A 17,122-nucleotide genomic window follows, 5' to 3' on the forward strand; every position below is an offset into this window, starting at 1 on the left:
CGCCGACGAATGACAGCGGTGTGATTCCACGGATTCCGAGCGCCCGGGCGCAGCCCGGGCCGTCGAGGCGCTCGGCTCGGTGCGGGGCGGCGGAGATGATGTTGCTTGGCGGGATCTCTCCAGAGGGATCAGAAGGAGTGGTAGCGGGTGTGGATCCTGTGGAGAACGCCGTTCTGCCGCGCCACCATGCGGATCCGGTTGGGGGAACCGTGTGGACGCCCGCTCGTTCGGGGTGTGCATCCGGTGTGGACGAGCCGCGAAGGCCCTCCCCCCGCTCTGCACAGGCCCGTCCGGAGTTGTCCAGACTCGTCCCCGGATCGACCCCCCAGTTGTCCACATTCCTGTCCACAGGACGCATTCACACCCGTCGAAAACCGCGAGATCATGCGGTTTTCGGCTGTGGAGATCTGTGGATAGATGTGGACCATCGAATGACATCCGTGTGATTCACCAGCCTGTGCACCGTCGTCGTCCCCAGGGGTGTGGACGCGCCGTGAGCGGCCTGATTCCGCCATCCACAGGGGCGGAGGTTGTCCACAGCACCGGGGGTTCTCCACAGAGTTGTCCACACCGGTGGACAATGTGGAAGAAGGCTCGAGTCCCGGTCGAAGGTTCGAACCGGGACTCGAGGGTGGGACAGCGGGTGGCTCAGGCGCCGCGCTGCTTCCGCTTGATCTCGTTAGTGAGCTCGGTGACCTGGTTGTAGATCGTCCGCCGCTCGGCCATCAGCTCGCGGATCTTGCGGTCCGCGTGGATGACGGTGGTGTGGTCGCGGCCGCCCAGGACCTGGCCGATCTTGGGCAGGGACATCTCCGTCAGCTCGCGCAGCAGGTACATGGCGATCTGCCGCGCCGTCACCAGCGTGCGGGTGCGGGACTTGCTGGTCAGCTCCTCGAGGGTGAGATTGAAGTACTCCCCCGTGGCGTGCAGGATCAGCTCCGGCGTGATCTCGTGCGCCGTCTCGTCCGTGATCAGGTCCTTGAGCACATGCTCGGCCAGCTCGATGTCCACGGTCTGCCGGTTGAGCGAGGCGAACGCGGTCACGCGGATCAGCGCGCCCTCGAGCTCGCGGATGTTCGTGGAGATGCGCGAGGCGATGTACTCCAGCGCCTCCGGCGGGGCCACGAGCCCCTCGGCCTCCGCCTTCTTCCGGAGGATCGCGATGCGCGTCTCCAGGTCCGGCGGCTGGATGTCCGTGATCAGCCCCCACTCGAAGCGGGAGCGCAGCCGGTCCTCGAACCCGGAGAGCTGCTTGGGCGGCAAGTCCGAGGTGATGACCACCTGCTTGTTGTTGTTGTAGAGCGTGTTGAAGGTGTGGAAGAACTCCTCGACCGTCGCCTCCTTGTCCGCCAGGAACTGGATGTCGTCGATCAGCAGGATGTCCACGTTGCGGTAGACCTGCTTGAACGAGGCGCCCTCGTCGTGGCGGATGGAGTTGATGAAGTCGTTGGTGAACTCCTCCGAGTTCACGTACCGCACCCGCAGGCCCGGGTAGAGGCGACGGGCGTAGTGTCCGATCGCGTGCAGCAGGTGCGTCTTGCCCAGGCCGGACTCGCCGTAGATGAACAGCGGGTTGTACGCCTTCGCCGGCGCCTCGGCCACCGCGTTCGCGGCGGCGTGCGCGAACCGGTTGGACGAGCCGATCACGAACGTCTCGAAGTGGTAGCGGTCGTTGAGGCGGCTGGTCTCCGCGGACGTCGACGGCGGCGCGGGGGTCGGCTTGCCGTTCCCGTTCGGGGCCGCGGTCGCGGCGGGCGCGACGTCGGCCGGCGGCTCGATGCGGAAGCCTGGCAGCTCCTCGGCGACGGCGCGGCGGGAGGTGGCGGCGGTCGCGGCCGGGGGCAGCTCGACGTCCGGCGCCGCGGTGCCGGACGGCCCGCCGGCGAGGGAGGAGCGGCGGGCCTCCGAGGAGGGGGTCCGCGGCGGCTGCAGGTTCGCATCGATCGAGATGGCCAGCAGGATCTCCTCGCGGAACTCCTTGGTCAGGGCGTCCGTGAGGGCGTCGGCCACCTGGGTGCCCTGGAGCGTCTCGCGGGTGGTCTCGTTCGGCACGGCCAGCAGGAGCGTGTTGCCGATGAGGCCCTGCGGCTGGGCCAGGTAGACGAAGCCCATGAGGCGGGCGCTGACCCGCGCGTCGTCCTCGAGGGAGCCCACGACGGAGCGCCACGAGCTGAGCACGGCCTGGTCTGCCACCACGGAGGCTTCCTTTCCTGGGACAGACGTCCCAGGGGACGGGGACGGCTGCGCGAGACGGACGACGGTGCTCGGAGTCTAACGGTTGTCCACAGGGTTGTGCACAGACGGTGGACAACCCCTATCATCCTGTGGACGACCGTCCCGGGCGCCCGTGCGCGTCCGGGATCCGCGCGCACCCGTTTGACCCCCGCGCACCCCGGCCACTAGAGTCGTCTGGTCCCCCGGGTGTCGGTTGATCGTGCCCGCCGGGGATTTCATGTCAGAGCCTCACCGGTCCTTCCCCCTGGTCCACCTGCTCAGGTCGACGGTCGAAGGCACACAACACGTCGTGGAGAGATCACAGTGACCAAGCGCACGTTCCAGCCCAACAACCGCCGTCGTGCCCGCAAGCACGGCTTCCGTGCCCGCATGCGCACCCGCGCCGGCCGCGCCATCCTGTCCGCTCGCCGCGGCAAGAACCGCGCCGAGCTGTCCGCCTGAGGACGTCGGTCCAGGGACGGCGCGCCCCGTGCTGCCCCGTGACCGCCGCGTCCGCACGCCCGCGGAGTTCCGTCACCTCGGTCGCACCGGTACCCGCGCGGGTCGGCGCACCGTCGTGGTGAGCGTCGCCACGGACCCCGACCAGACCCGGTCCACGTCGCCGAGCGCCCCTCGGCCGCGGGCCGGGTTCGTCGTGTCCAAAGCCGTGGGGAACGCGGTGACCCGCAACCGGGTGAAGCGGCGGCTGCGGGCCGTCGTCGCGGATCAGATGCGCGTGCCCCCGCTGCGCGACCTGCCGGTGCTGGTGCAGGTCCGCGCGCTGCCGGCCGCCGCCGAGGCGGACTACGCGCGGCTGCGCCGCGAGACCATCGGTGCGCTCGGCAAGGCCGTGAAGCCGCACCTGCCCGCCGCCTCGGAGCACGCCTAGATGACCGTCACGCCCTCGCCCTTCGTCGTGCTCGAGCCCTCCCGTGAGTGGGGGCCGCTGCGCGCGCTGCCGTCCGCCCTGCTGGCCGGACTGCTCACGGTCTACCGGGCCGTGGTCTCCCCGCTGTACGGACCCGTGTGCCGGTTCTTCCCCAGCTGCTCCGCCTACGGGCTGGAGGCCGTGCACGTGCACGGCGCGGTGAAGGGCTCCTGGCTCGCCGCGCGGCGCATCGGCCGGTGCCATCCCTGGAACGACGGCGGCGTGGACCCGGTCCCGCCCGGGCACCGGCGCTGGCCGCCGGGCCGGCAGCCGCGCATCCTCGCCCTGAACCACCCTCCCATCCCACCTGATCTCCCGCAGGAGGATTGACCCCCATGTTCGAAGCCATCCTCTCCCCGTTCCGCTGGCTGATGTCCTGGCTGCTCGGGGCGTTCCACAGCGTCCTGGAGTTCGCGGGCCTGTCCGCGGACTCCGGTTGGACGTGGGCCCTGTCCATCCTCCTGCTGGTGGTGCTCATCCGCACCCTGCTGATCCCGCTGTTCGTCAAGCAGATCAAGGCGCAGCGCGCCATGCAGGCCATCCAGCCGGAGCTGCAGAAGCTGCAGGCCAAGTACAAGGGCAAGAAGGACCAGCTGTCCCGCCAGGCCATGGCCCTGGAGCAGCAGGCGCTCATGAAGGAGCACAAGGCGAACCCGTTCGCCGCCTGCCTGCCGCTGCTGATCCAGATGCCGTTCTTCTTCGCGCTCTACCAGGTGCTGATCGGCGCCCGCGGCGCGGCCGAGCGCGGCGAGGCCATGGACGCCCTGTCCGCGGACCAGATCCGCTCCTTCGAGGGCTCCACGATCTTCGGCGCCCGCATGTCGGACACCTTCATGAACTCGCTCGGCGCGCCGGGCAGCACGCCCGTGATCGTCACGGCGATCGTGCTGATCCTGCTCATGTCGGGCTCGATGTTCTTCATGCAGAAGATGCTCATGACGAAGAACATGACGCAGCAGGCCCTCACCGGCCCGATGATGCAGACGCAGCAGGTCATGCTCTACGCCATGCCCCTGATCTTCGGCATCGGCGGCATCAACTTCCCGATCGGCGTGCTCCTGTACTGGACCTACTCCAACTTCTGGGCCGTCGGCCAGCAGTGGTGGATCATCCGCAACAACCCGACCCCGGGCTCCCTCGCCGAGAAGGAGCTCAACGAGCGCCGCGCCGCCAAGGGCCTGCCTCCCGTGGGCCAGAAGGTGTCGAACGCCGAGGCCACGCCCTCGTCCGCGCACACCCAGGCGGGCCGCGGCGGCGCCGTGCTGAACGGTGAGGTCGTCCGCCAGTCGGGTCAGCGCGTCCAGCCCCAGCGTAAGAACCGCAGGAGGAAGTGAGCATGTCCGCCGAGAACGTGACCCCGGCCGCCGAGGCCGAGGACGCCGTCGTCGAGACCCCCGCGGGCCAGGGCTCTCGCGTCGCGGAGCAGGACGATGCCGCCGTCTCGGAGGCGGTGCGCCGCCTCGAGGAGGAGGGCGACGTCGCCGCGGACTACGTCGAGGAGCTGCTCGACATCGCGGACCTGGACGGGGACATCGACATCGAGGTCCGCGACGGGCGCACGTACGTGTCCGTCGTCTCCGAGGACCACGACGAGCGCCTGGACGGCCTCGTCGGCCCCGACGGCCGCACCCTGGAGGCCCTGCAGGAGCTCGTCCGGCTGGCCGTGCTCGCCGCCACGGGGCACCGCTCCCGGCTGATCCTGGACGTCTGCGGGCACCGGGAGCGCCGCAACGTCGCCCTGCGCACCGCCGCCCAGGCGGCCGTCGAGCGCGTCCGCGCCGGCGAGGGTCCCGTGCACCTCGAGCCCATGGGCGCGTACGAGCGCAAGATCGTCCACGACGTCGTCGCGGACGCCGGCCTGACCTCCGAGTCGGAGGGCGAGGGCGCCCGCCGGCACGTGGTCATCTCCGCCGATGACTGAGCGGGGCTCGGCCTACGAGCGGCGCCCCGGGCTGGATCCGCAGGACCGGGGCGACCGCCCCGCGCCCGTGGGACAGCCGGCGCCGCCGCTGACCGGTGCGCTGCGGCCGGCCGCCGTCGAGCTGTTCGGCGAGGCCCTCCCCCGGGCCGAGGCGTACGTGGCCCACCTGGCGGACACCGGCATCGAGTGGGGCCTGATCGGCCCGCGCGAGGCACCCCGTCTCTGGGAGCGCCACGTCCTGAACTGCGCCGTGGTCGAGGAGCTCCTCCCGCAGGGCGCGCTCGTGGCCGACGTCGGCTCCGGCGCGGGCCTGCCCGGCCTGTGCCTCGCGCTCGCGCGCCCTGACTGCCAGTTCCTGCTCATCGAGCCGCTCGAGCGGCGCGTGGAGTGGCTGGACATGGTGGTCGCCGACCTCGGTCTGGAGAACGTGGACGTGATCCGCGGCCGCGCCGAGCAGGTCTCCGGGAACCTCGACGTCGACGTCGTGACCGCCCGCGCCGTGTCCGCGCTGAAGACCCTCGTGCCCCTGACCATGCCCATGCTGCAGGGCGCCGGGGAGCTGCTGGCGATCAAGGGCCGCTCCGCGGCCGACGAGATCGCCGCCGCCCGCAAGGTCCTGCGCAAGTATGGTGGTGCCGAGCCCGAGATCCTCACGGTGGGCGTGGGCCTGCTGCCCGAGACCACCACCGTCGTGCGCGTCAGCGCGCGTCCCCGCTGACCCCTCCCACACCGGGACGGGACGGGCCGGGCGGCAGCAGATCCGCACACCCGCGACCCAGGAGGTAGAGCCGCATGGCGCAGGAGCAGGAGAGCCGGGGTGGGGCCTGGAGGGCCCTGCGCCAGAAGTGGACCGGCCGGACCGCCGAGAGGGGCGGCGCCGACGCCGAGGAGCCCGCGCGGCTCCAGCGTCGCCGTCTGACGCGCCCCGACCGCACCCGCGTGTTCACGACGTCCAACCAGAAGGGTGGCGTCGGCAAGACGACGACGACGGTCAACCTGGCCGCGGCTCTCGCCCGCGCGGGGATGCGGGTGATGGTGGTGGACATCGACCCGCAGGGCAATGCGTCCACCGCGCTGAACATCCCCCACACCGGAGACGTCGCCTCCGTGTACGACGTGCTCCTGGGCGAGATGGAGATCCAGGACGTCGTGCAGGACGCCCCGGACGTGGACGGCCTGCAGGTGGTGCCCGCGACCATCGACCTGGCCGGTGCCGAGATCGAGCTGGTCTCGCTGGTGGCCCGCGAGCAGCGACTGTCTCGGGCGCTCGAGGCGTACACCGCCTGGCGCGAGGAGGACGGCCAGGAGCGGCTGGACTACGTGTTCATCGACTGCCCGCCGTCCCTGGGCCTGCTGACGGTCAACGCGTTCGTGGCGGCCGAGGAGGTGCTCATCCCGATCCAGGCCGAGTACTACGCCCTCGAGGGCCTCTCCCAGCTGCTCAAGAACGTGCAGATGATCCAGAAGCACCTGAACCCGCGCCTGCAGGTGAGCACCATCCTGCTGACGATGTTCGATGCGCGGACCAACCTCGCCGTGCAGGTGGCGGAGGAGGTCCGGACACACTTCCCGGAGCAGCTGCTGAACACCGCGATCCCCCGCAACGTCCGCATCTCCGAGGCCCCCAGCTATCAGCAGACGGTGCTGACCTACGACCCGGCCTCGGCCGGCGCCGTGGCGTACCGGGAGGCGGCCGCGGAGATCGCGGGCCGTGGTGCCCCGGCCGTGAAGGGCTGACGCGCAGGCGGTCCGCTGCTGCGGTCGCCGGATGGCGCTGCTGACGACGACGAAGCCCGCCGGGGGATCGCTCCCTCCGGCGGGCTTCGTCGTGAGTGAGTGCGGCCCGGAAGATGAGGGGTGAAAAGACAAGCGGAAACGCTGGGCATGTCGGGGTCCGTGTTTCACGTGAAACGGCCGTCTCCGAGGGTGCGAGCGCCGTGCCGCTGCGGCGGGACGGTGGGCGGGGTCCCGTGCTCGAACGCTCCCGTCTGACGCGCTCCCCTCTCCTCACCTGGGCCGAGCCCTCTGCCGCTCCGTCGTGGGCGGGGCGCATCTGTCGCCAGGCGCGGGGGCAGCCGGGGGCGGCGACGCACGAAGTCACGGGGAGGACGGTTTCGTCCCGGGGCGGGACCGCGGCTGTGATGGCCGGCCGGCGGTGCACCGTGCGTTGAGGTGCGCCTCGGGAGCTGCGCGGTTCGTAGGGAACGTCCTAACCGGCGGGTGCGGACGTGCAGGGCATGGCCCGTCCCTGGCCCTCAAGCGGGCTCGTGGCAGCCCCGAGAAGGCAGCCGTCGAGCAGGCCGGGTGCCGTGGCTGGGTGCCCCCTCTCCCCCACGGTCGGACCTCCTCGCCGTCGGTGACGTGCAGGGAATCGGGGGCCAGAGCGGAGCACGAGTCAGAGTGCCGTCGCGGGGGTGCGCGGCCGGTCTGTCAGGCAGTGTGTGCGAGAGGGCCCGTAAGCGGCGAGGTGGTCTGCTGTGATTCGCCTGAGTTGGAGGGGCCGATTGGCGGCGCCTGAAGGACAGTTCTGCTGTGCATTCCTGTGTGCGGAGAAAGAGAGCCTCCAGTGAGGAAGAGCGGTCGTGTGCCCCCAATGTATACAGAGACAAGTGGTTGAGCTGGCCAACAGGCGTCTTGACGTGGTCACCAGCGAACGTCGATGTTGATATGTGGACAACATCTGTGGACAGGGGACGTCTAGGGTGTGTGGCCGTTGATACCTCTGCGGTGCTGATGAGCCCTGCTCAGTCTCCTGTGGCGTCTGACGGCTGGGCACGGGGACGGCGTGTGAATGGTGACTGCGGTGGAGGCCCCCCGGGGAGCCCGCGGCGGCTCCGTGCGGGATGGGGCGGGCCGTGTGGTTCTGTCGCTTGCAGCGACGTGGGAACCAGGACGTCGAGTAATCGGCCGGTTGCCGGGGGTTTCACGTGAAACACGGTGGTCCGCGTTCCCCTAGCGTCGGTCCCTGACCGCAGCTGTACGCGGGTGGAAGCATTGAAGACCCAGTTTCCACACGAGGCGGTCCTGAGACTTTGATGGGCGGCCTCAGCTGACAAGACGAATGGATTCGGTAGGTCGGGTGGAGCGCCGGCCTCGTCACTGTACTGCCGCCCGTGACATCGGCGACCACATCGAGCAGTACCGTCAACGGGGGAAGTGGGTGCACGCTCCCCCGACATGGGACCCGCGACCCGGCGTTCCCGCCCAGCACGTTTCACGTGAAACCGAACGACCGGCGATCGGGGCTCACTAGATCGAGCCAGTATCAGCAGCGACGCGGCGAGCCTGAACTTCTCAAGATATAGAGGCTCCTGCGCACGCTGGCCTCGGGATGCGGCCTGCTTGTGGGCGGGCTTCCACGGCATGAGCGTGCGGTCGAATCTTCGAACGATACGTTTCACGTGAAACGGGCTTCGGGTGAAAGGGCCGTGCCGCGAGGTCACCATCGCGGGCGATCCAGGGAGCGCACGATCCGTGCCGGGAGCGAGCTGACCGAGAATGGCGCAGGGATGTGGCACTGACTCGCGGGTGAGCGAGCACGTGGCCCACCCGAACTCATGTCGTACGTGGATGACAGACTCGTCCGTGTTTCACGTGAAACGCGGACGGTGAAGCAGCGGTCAATTCGTGAGCTGCGCGGGTGTGAAAAGCACTGACGGCGAAGCGACGAGGAGGCCGAGCTCATCCGTTCGGTGATTCGAGTGTTCACATCGCACCGCGGGGGAGTGGGACGGGTGCTTCGCTGCTGGTCCGCCATTGCGCGTCCGATGAAGCACATCATCATGCGGGTGGCCAGCAATCTGAGTACCGTCCGCACGGAGGGCTGATCGTCCGGGGAGCACATGGAAAACAAACCGAACAACCGTGATTCGGATATCACCGCTCGTCGACGCGGGCTCGCGTTTCATGTGAAACGAGTGAACCTCAAGAGGGAACACGAGGAGGTCTTGAGGATTGCAGCGGCACCCTTCCGAAGTGCCCCCTCGTAGTGTTCCACGTGAAACACTCACGCTCGCGGCAGGTGCCGCCCGCGCGCCCACCTCCTGCCGTCCGGGCCCAGTACGGACGTCTCATGCCAGAACCGAGGCCCGAACCTCGCCGCGCCCTTGCGCGTGTCAGGCCCTCGCGCGCCCCCGGCAGTCAGGGCCAGTGCACCTTGAGGAGTGTCTTCCGTCGCTCGGGACCATCGAGACCAGGCCGCTCACCTACACTGATCGCAGACCCACTCACTGCAGGAGGACCCGTTGAAGACGAGCCGTCGAGGAGGCCTGGGGCGAGGCCTCGGCGCCCTGATCCAGAGCACTGTAGAAGCCCCGGAAGAGAACGCCGAGGCATCCTCCCCGAAGGACTCTCCGACGCCGACGAAGAGCGGCCCGAAGGCCGCGCCGGCATCGGAGACCACCACGACATCGACGCGGAGCACCACGACGACCGAGACGTCAGGGGAGTCCAGCGAGCCCGCCCCGTCGGCCTCGCAGCGGAAGGCCGCGGGCCGAGCGACGCAGGCCGGGAAATCAACGTCCACGACTGGCCGGAACGCCACGTCCGCCACGAAGACAGGGACCACCTCGTCGAAGCGTGCCTCGCGACCCGCTCAGCGTCCCGTGGACGTGTTCTTCTCCGCAGATTCCGAGGACGCACCTGCGGCTCGGTCGACCAAGGGGCGTCCGGCCATGCCGACGGTGAAGGCGCCCAGCAAGCGTGCCACCTCCACGACGTCGTCGAGGAAGGAACCGGCGGACTCGACCGCGGACCCCGTCGCGGCCGAGGGGACCGTGTCCGCGGACATCGCGGTCCTGCGGGAGATCCCGGTGGGGGACATCCACCCCAACCCGCGGCAGCCGCGTGAGGTGTTCGACGAGGACCACATGGCGGAACTGGTCACCTCGATCCGCGAGGTCGGCATCCTGCAGCCGATCGTCGTGCGCGAGGTGGACGGCCCCACCCCCTATGAGCTGATCATGGGCGAGCGCCGGTGGCGCGCCACCCAGAAGGCCGGCCTGGACACCATCCCGGCGATCGTCCGCCAGACCCCGGACCAGGACCTCCTGCGGGATGCTCTGCTGGAGAACCTGCACCGCTCCCAGCTGAACCCGCTCGAAGAGGCCGCCGCCTACCAGCAGCTCATGGAGGACTTCGCCTGCACGCAGGAGGAGCTGTCCCAGCGCATCGGCCGCTCCCGTCCGCAGATCTCCAACACGCTGCGGCTGCTCAAGCTGCCGCCCCTCGTGCAGCGCCGCGTGGCCGCCGGCACGCTCTCGGCCGGCCATGCTCGTGCGCTGCTCGGTCTCACGGACCCATCGGACATGGAGCGTCTGGCGCAGCGGATCCAGTCGGAGGGCTTGTCCGTCCGGGCCACGGAGGAGGCGGTCGCGCAGCTGCAGGGCGGACTCCGGCCGGGCCGCACGCCGCGGCGCAGCACGGACGACGCCCGCCACGAGCGCCTGGACCACTACGCCACCGCGCTCACCAGCCGCCTGGACACCGCCGTGAAGATCACCCTCGGCGCGCGCAAGGGCCGCATCGCCATCGACTTCACCACCGTGGAGGACCTGAACCGCATCATGGACCTCATCCAGGGCGGTCAGGACGGCAAGGGGAAGGGCAAGAAGTCCTGATCCGGACTTCCCGCGGACGGCGTCCACGGGCACCCGCCGCTGGTCCTGAAGATCAACGCACGACGGCCCCGTCACCCTCTCGGGTGACGGGGCCGTCGTGGTGAGTGGGGGAGGGGCTCAGCCGAGCAGGGCCGAGAACTCCTTCTCCAGCGCGGCCTTGGGCTTGGCGCCCACGGACTCGGCGACCTTCTCACCGTTCTGGAAGCCCACGACGAGCGGGATGGAGGTGACGCCGTAGCGCGCGGCGATGGCCGGGTTCTCGTCCACGTTGAGCTTGGCGATCACGGCCTTGCCCTCGTGCTCCACGGCCATGTCCTCCAGGACGGGTCCGAGCATGCGGCACGGGCCGCACCACTCGGCCCAGAAGTCCACGAGGACGGGCAGCTCGGACTGGAGGACCTTCTGGTCGAAGTCGGCGTCGGTGACGGTGATGGTGCTCATGGCAGCCTCCTGGGGTTTGTTCTGTGTCTGACGAGGGTGGACAGGGGTGTTATCGACATGACCCATGACGCTCCGTCAGGGGTCATGAGTCAGTGGCTCATGCCGGGTTCGCGTCGGACTCCGGGCCGGCCGGCGCGGCCTCCTCCACATCGGCCACGGTCGCGAGGTAGTGCTCCACGTCCTGGGCGGCCACGCAGCCCGAGCCGGCGGCGGTGACGGCCTGGCGGTAGGTGTGGTCCGTGACGTCGCCGGCGGCGAAGACGCCCGGCTGGGAGGTCCGGGAGGACGGATGGTCGATGCGGATCGTGCCGTGTTCCGTGAGCTCCACCTGGCCCTGCACCAGGTCCGTGCGCGGGTCCTGGCCGATGGCCACGAACAGGCCGGTCACGTCCAGCGTGGACGCCTCGCCGGTGCGGGTGTCCCGCAGGCGGAGGGTGTTGACCTTGTCGTCACCGGTCACCTCCGTGACCTCGGTGTTCCAGCGGAACTCGATCTTCTCGTTCTCCATGGCACGGTGGGCCATCACCTTGGAGGCGCGCAGCTCGTCCTTGCGGACCAGCACGGTCACCTTGGACGCGAACTTCGTGAGGAAGAGGGCTTCCTCCATGGCGGAGTCGCCGCCGCCGACGACCGCGATCTCCTGCTCGCGGAAGAAGAAGCCGTCGCACGTGGCGCACCAGCTGACGCCGTGGCCGGAGAGGCGCTCCTCGCCGGGAACGTCGAGCTTCCGGTAGGCGGAGCCGGTCGTGAGGATGACCGCGTGGGTGCGCAGCTGGGTGCCGTCGCCGAGCGTGAGCACCTTGGGGTTCGACGTCAGGTCGGCCTGCACGACGTCGTCGTAGACCACCTCCGTGTTGAACCGGCGGGCCTGGGCCTCGAGGTTCGCCATCAGCTCGGGCCCCTGCACACCCTCCGGGAAGCCCGGGAAGTTCTCCACCTCGGTGGTGTTCATCAGCTCGCCGCCCGCGGTCACCGCCCCGGCCACGAGGACGGGGGAGAGGTCGGCGCGGGCGGTGTAGATCGCCGCGGTGTATCCGGCGGGGCCGGATCCGACGATCACGACGTTGTGGACGCTCTGGTCCTGGGCGGTGGGGGCCACGGGTTCCTCCAGTGGATCGGGGTGGTGGGCGCTCCTCCAGGACAACGGCGGAGCCACGGGCGGGTATTCCGCGGTGTCGGGGCCGCGGTGCAGCGACGCCCGGCGACGGCGGCCGGTAGGTCCGGCGCGCCGTCGCCCGGGCGCGGGGTCAGCGGACGGCGATCTCGCCGAGGCGCAGGCCGAACGGGAGGTCCGACGTCGTGCCCTCCAGCTGGGGCAGCGAGGTGAGGCTGACGATCACGTACTCGGCCTCGGCCTCGGCGCCCTCGAACGGCACGGGGATGGAGACGGTGTCCTGGTCGAAGGTGCCGTTGCCGATCTCCTTGGCGTTCGCGCCCTCGGGGGAGTCGGCGATGTAGGCGAACCAGGCGCCGCCGGTGGCCCCCGTGCTCTGCAGGGTCACCTCGTTCACCTCGGTGCGGTCCTCGAGCTGGACCACGAGGTTCATGCTCTCCACATAGCCGCCGAAGTTCGGCCGCGTGTAGGCGAAGGTGCGCCACACGGTGGTGGGGTCGCCGTCGATGAGGTTGGGCAGGTCCCCGTCGTGCTCGACCTCGTGCTCAGGCAGGTCCGGCACCATGCGCAGGGCCTGTGCGGCCTTCGGGGCGGCTGCGGCGCTCTCGCTGGTCGGGGTGGGGGAGGGGCTGGTGCTCTCCGACGGCGACGAGGTCTCCGATGCGGACCCGGACGACGCGGACTCGGACGACTCGGCCGCGGCCTGCGGGGCCGGCCCGCCGCGCAGGTTCTGGGCCAGCAGCACCCCGCCCACGACGAGTGCGGCGAGCAGGCCGAGCACGAGGAGCAGGGCCAGCGGACCGCCGCCGCGCGTGCGGCCGTGGCCGTCGCCCGGGTCGGCCACCGTGGCGCCGTCGCCGCCCCCGGTGGTGGCCGGGGCGGCCTGGGCATCCGGAGCCGCGGCGGCGGCCGTCGAACCGGCAGCCGCGGCGCCCGCTGCCGTTGCGACCCCGGCCCCGGCAGCCACCGGCTCCTCCGTGCCGCGGGATTCCTCGTGGGCGGGCGGCGCGGACTCGGCCACGATCGCTCGGCGGGGGACGGGGCGCTGGCGCCGCACGGGGATCGCCTCGGTGTCCGGGGCGACCGGCTCCGGCGGGTCGGTCTTCTCGGCCGCCACGGACTCGACGGGCTCGGTGGGCGGCGTGGCCCCGTCGGCATCGGCATCCGGGGCCTGCGCGGCGGCGGCCCCCGCCGCGACGGCCGGGAGTGCGGCGGTGCCCGCCTGGGCCTCGCGCTCTGCGGCCTCGCGTTCCTGGGCCGCGCGCTTCTCAGCCTCGCGCTCCGCGGCCTCCCGGGCCCGCTCCTCCTCGGCACGACGGCGGGCCTCGGCCCGGCGCTCGAGCTCGCGGCGCTCGGCCTCCTCCCGCTCCGCGGCCAGCCGGGCCTGCTCGGCCTCCCGCTCGCGCGCGGCCCGCTCCTCAGCCTCCTGCTCCGCCTGGCGACGGGCGCGCTCGGCCTCGGCGCGGCGTTCCTCCTCGGCACGCTCCTCCGCCTCCCGACGCTCGCGTTCGGCGCGCTCGGCGGCCTCCTTGCGCTCCCGCTCGGCCCGCTCGGCGGCCTCCCGTTCGGCGCGGGCCTTCTCCTCGGCCTCCTTGCGCTCTCGTTCTGCGCGCTCGGCGGCCTCCTTGCGCTCTCGTTCTGCGCGCTCGGCGGCCTCCTTGCGCTCCCGCTCGGCCCGCTCGGCGGCCTCCCGCTCCGCCCGCTCGCGCTCCTCCTGCTGCTTCCGGGTGGCGGCGTCCGCCGCGGCCAGGGCCGACGCCCCGGCGGCCGCCTTCGCCGCGGTGCCGTCGGAGGGACGGACCCGCTCGGCGAGGCGCTCGGAGAGGCGGTTCAGGAACCCGGGACGACGCTGGGCCTCGTCCTCGTCCGCGCGGAGCCGGCGGTCGAGGTCGGTGTAGTACGCCTCGTCGTCGTCGTAGGCGTGGGGGTCTCCGGTCCGCGACTCGCCGAACAGCTCGGAGCCGAGGCTGTCCGTCTGGAACGGCTCCACGTACAGCTCCTGCGGGTACGCCAGACCCAGCAGGACGTCCGGGTCGGGGTCCCCGCCGGCGATCAGGTACGTGCGGCCCTCCGACAGGCCCAGGTCGAGCACCTGCACGTCGTCGGTGCGCTCGCCCGTGGCCAGCTCCCGCGCGGACGAGGCCACCTGCGTGGCGTTCTCACGGGAGGCCACGAGCACGGTGACGCGGCGGTTGAGCACCTGGTCCGTGCCCAGGAACACCATGTCCTGGTCCGCGGACGTCACCACGTGCTGGGTGATGCGATAGCGGCCGCCCAGGACGGCGCCGACGGCGATGGGCTGGGGCACGGGCTCTTCTCCTGACGACGGGGTCGGAATCCGATGATACGTGGCGCGGCCGTCGCGGCCAGGAATCAGCCGACGCGCAGCAGACGGCCCAGCGCCGGCACGCGGGCGACGAGCGGCCGGAGGGCGTCGTCCAGCTCGGGGAACCGCATGGCCCGCAGCACCGCCAGGTACACCGGCCCCATCGCCACGGCCGCCACCGCGCACGTGAGCAGCGCCGTCCCGATGGAGTTCCACGCGAACCCGCCGGTGTACCCGCCCAGCAGCCACACGACGACGGCGCCCGCGGCCGCCGCGGCCAGCGCGGCCAGGCCGGTCTGGACGTGGGCACGCAGCACGGACGCGAGACCGTAGTCCCCGAACCGGCGCACGGTGAGCACATGGGTCAGGACGAACTGGTACACGTACGAGACGGACGAGGCGAACGCGACCCACAGGGCCATGGACCACAGCGGCAGCAGCATCGCGCCCGCCCACGAGAGCAGCAGCATCAGGAGCGAGCCGCTGACCTGGACCACCATCGGCACCTTGGCGTCCTCGGCCGCGTAGAACACGCGCAGCAGGTAGAAGGAGCCCGAGCGGAACGGGATGGACAGCGCCAGCGCGAGCAGGACCGAGCCCACCGCGATGCCGGCCACCATCGCCGTCTCGGCCGTCGAGCCGAAGACGCGGCCCAGGGGGCCCGCCAGGACCACCACGCCGGCGAGGCAGAACATCAGCGGCACCGTGAACGCGCGCAGGCCCTGCGCCGTCGTGCGCCGCACCGCGGACATGTCCTGGCGGCCCATGGCGCGGGCCAGCCGGTTGAAGAGCACGGTGGCCAGGGAGAGCACGAACACCGAGTGGGGCAGCACGGCCATCAGCATCGCCATGTTGTACGCGGCCACGCCGGGGATGGCCGCCTGCGCCATCTCGGCGCTCCAGGTCTCCGTGCCGGGGATGCGCAGCTCGCCGCGGTCGCGGGCCTCCGTGGCGGAGGTGACGTACCGCTGGCACAGCAGGAGCACCACGTTCGTGGCGACCATCGTGACCAGGGTGTACCCGGCGATCCGGCCGGTGTCCCGCAGGCCGATGCCCTTCCAGCCGAACTTCGGGCGCAGACCCAGGCCGAGCCCGCGCAGCGGCAGGAAGAGGATCACCGCCTGCAGCACGACGCCCAGGGTGTGGCCGCCGGCCAGCACGACCGTCTGCGCGGTCGTCCACCCGGCGAGGTCGTCCCCGGCCCGGTACGCCCCGAACATGCCCAGATACAGCACGATCGCGCCGATCGCGACGACGTTGTTCAGCACCGGCGCCCACATGTAGGCGCCGAAGCGCCCGTTGGCGTTGAGGACCTGCCCCACCAGCGCGTACATGCCGTAGAAGAACACCTGGGGCAGACACCACAGGGCGAACACGGTGGCCATCTCGAGCTTCTCCGGCGACCAGCCGCGGGTCAGGGCCGTCATGAGCGGGGCCGCCGCCAGCATGACCACCACCGTGCCGGCGAGCATCACGAGCGTGCCGAGCGTCATCAGGCGGGAGGTGTAGTCCGCGCCCCGGTCGGCGTCGCGGGCGTGCTTGATCAGCTGCGGCACGAGCACCACGTTGAACACGCCGCCCACCAGGAGCAGGTAGATCACGTTCGGCAGGGAGTTGGCGATCTCGAAGATGTCGGCCATGTCCGCGGACAGGCCGATCGCCACTGTCACCAGCGTCGCACGGACGAGGCCCAGCACGCGGGAGAGGAGCGTGCCCGAGGCCATGATCGCGGTGGACCGGCCGGCGCGGCGCTCGCCCTCGGGGGTCTCGTCCCCGGGGTCCGCCGCGGGCGGGGCGGCCGGATCCGTGGCGGGGGCGGGGTCCGTCGTCGTCGGCTCCTCGTCGGCGACGCCGGCGTGGGCGGGGTCCTGCGCTCGGCGCGGGGCGGGTCTGCTGCTCAAGGGTCACCCAATCGTGGTCGGAAGGCCCCGTGCCGGGGGCGGCGGATCAGGGGCGGGGGCCCCGGGCACGGCCCGGGGGGAAGTGCTGGTCGACCACCTGGCGGGCCAGGTCGACGATCCGGCGCTCGTTGGCGAAGGAGAGGCGGCGGGCGACGTCCTCGAGGCGCACCCACGCGACGTCCACGGCCTCGTGGTCCGGGTCGTTCTCCGTGGTCAGCTCGCCGCCCGTGGCGCGCAGCAGGAAGTGGTGCACGGTCTTGTGGACGCGGTGCCGGGCGACCGTGAACCAGTAGTCGATCGCGCCGAGCGGCTCGAGGATGTGGCCGGCGATCCCGGTCTCCTCCTCCACCTCGCGCACGGCCGCCTGCCGGTGGTCCTCCTCGCCCTCGGGATGGCCCTTGGGCAGGCACCACTCGAGCCGGCCACCGCGGTTGTAGCGGGCGATCACGGCCACCTCGAGGCCGCCGTCGTGCTCGCGGACGATGACGCCGCCGGCGGAGACCTCCTCCACCGTGGGCAGGGAGGCGGCACCGGCGGAACGGGGTCCCGCGGGGGCCGAGGTGACGGGGCGCAGAGGCGGCTGCGGCCGGCGACGCCACGCCCCCAGCGCGGAGGGCAGGGGGGCGCCCCGGTGCGCGGAGGGATCGGGGCGGGTCATG

General features: G+C 71.3%; 14 protein-coding genes. 8 read left to right on the top strand and 6 right to left on the bottom strand.

What is annotated here, in order from left to right; genetic code table 11:
- Positions 1–648 precede the first annotated feature (648 nt).
- Entirely contained in the window at positions 649–2,196 is a 1,548-nt protein-coding gene (dnaA, locus tag ACUXPL_RS06225; protein ID WP_454182604.1) for a chromosomal replication initiator protein DnaA, read from the bottom strand.
- A gap of 342 nt (positions 2,197–2,538) precedes the next feature.
- Between dnaA and rpmH the strand changes: the two genes are divergently transcribed.
- The 8 genes from rpmH to ACUXPL_RS06265 all read left to right on the top strand — a co-directional run bounded on the left by rpmH (position 2,539) and on the right by ACUXPL_RS06265 (position 10,681).
- Positions 2,539–2,676: a 50S ribosomal protein L34 gene (rpmH, locus tag ACUXPL_RS06230; protein ID WP_002856443.1), complete on the top strand. Its 138-nt coding sequence runs from the start codon at positions 2,539–2,541 to the stop codon at positions 2,674–2,676.
- 28 nt (positions 2,677–2,704) lie between these two features.
- Positions 2,705–3,103, top strand: coding sequence for a ribonuclease P protein component (rnpA, locus tag ACUXPL_RS06235; RefSeq protein ID WP_454182606.1), 399 nt, complete (start codon positions 2,705–2,707; stop codon positions 3,101–3,103).
- Positions 3,104–3,472 carry a membrane protein insertion efficiency factor YidD gene (gene yidD, locus ACUXPL_RS06240; protein ID WP_002856440.1) on the top strand — a complete coding sequence of 123 codons (369 nt, stop codon included), beginning with the start codon at positions 3,104–3,106 and terminating at the stop codon, positions 3,470–3,472.
- Positions 3,473–3,477: 5 nt separating this feature from the next.
- Positions 3,478–4,476, top strand: a complete 999-nt coding sequence (yidC, locus tag ACUXPL_RS06245) for a membrane protein insertase YidC (protein WP_454182608.1) — start codon at positions 3,478–3,480, stop codon at positions 4,474–4,476.
- Positions 4,477–4,478: 2 nt separating this feature from the next.
- Positions 4,479–5,063, top strand: a complete 585-nt coding sequence (locus tag ACUXPL_RS06250; protein ID WP_135039754.1) for a Jag family protein — start codon at positions 4,479–4,481, stop codon at positions 5,061–5,063.
- Positions 5,056–5,781, top strand: a complete 726-nt coding sequence (gene rsmG / locus ACUXPL_RS06255) for a 16S rRNA (guanine(527)-N(7))-methyltransferase RsmG (protein ID WP_454182610.1) — start codon at positions 5,056–5,058, stop codon at positions 5,779–5,781. The genes ACUXPL_RS06250 and rsmG overlap by 8 nt, the downstream gene beginning before the upstream one ends.
- Positions 5,782–5,855: 74 nt before the next feature.
- Complete coding sequence (locus ACUXPL_RS06260) at positions 5,856–6,800, top strand: ParA family protein (protein WP_454182612.1); 945 nt, start codon at positions 5,856–5,858, stop codon at positions 6,798–6,800.
- A gap of 2,507 nt (positions 6,801–9,307) precedes the next feature.
- On the top strand, positions 9,308–10,681 hold the full coding sequence (locus ACUXPL_RS06265; protein ID WP_454182614.1) for a ParB/RepB/Spo0J family partition protein: 1,374 nt from the start codon (positions 9,308–9,310) through the stop codon (positions 10,679–10,681).
- A gap of 117 nt (positions 10,682–10,798) precedes the next feature.
- Here the strand turns inward: ACUXPL_RS06265 and trxA are convergent, their stop codons facing one another.
- From trxA to ACUXPL_RS06290, 5 genes are all read right to left on the bottom strand, one after another.
- Positions 10,799–11,188 (bottom strand): thioredoxin, encoded by a 390-nt coding sequence (gene trxA / locus ACUXPL_RS06270; RefSeq protein ID WP_328832748.1) that lies wholly within the window; start codon positions 11,186–11,188, stop codon positions 10,799–10,801.
- Positions 11,189–11,219: 31 nt separating this feature from the next.
- Positions 11,220–12,221 carry a thioredoxin-disulfide reductase gene (gene trxB / locus ACUXPL_RS06275; RefSeq protein WP_454182616.1) on the bottom strand — a complete coding sequence of 334 codons (1,002 nt, stop codon included), beginning with the start codon at positions 12,219–12,221 and terminating at the stop codon, positions 11,220–11,222.
- Positions 12,222–12,369: 148 nt separating this feature from the next.
- On the bottom strand, positions 12,370–14,544 hold the full coding sequence (locus ACUXPL_RS06280) for a hypothetical protein (protein ID WP_454182618.1): 2,175 nt from the start codon (positions 14,542–14,544) through the stop codon (positions 12,370–12,372).
- Between the two features lie 65 nt (positions 14,545–14,609).
- A complete protein-coding gene (gene murJ, locus ACUXPL_RS06285; RefSeq protein ID WP_454182620.1) occupies positions 14,610–16,463 on the bottom strand; it encodes a murein biosynthesis integral membrane protein MurJ in 1,854 nt (617 codons plus the stop codon).
- 46 nt (positions 16,464–16,509) lie between these two features.
- On the bottom strand, positions 16,510–17,121 hold the full coding sequence (locus tag ACUXPL_RS06290; protein ID WP_049158930.1) for an NUDIX hydrolase: 612 nt from the start codon (positions 17,119–17,121) through the stop codon (positions 16,510–16,512).
- Position 17,122 lies beyond the last annotated feature (1 nt).

The organism is Micrococcus sp. 140720015-1 (assembly GCF_053627595.1).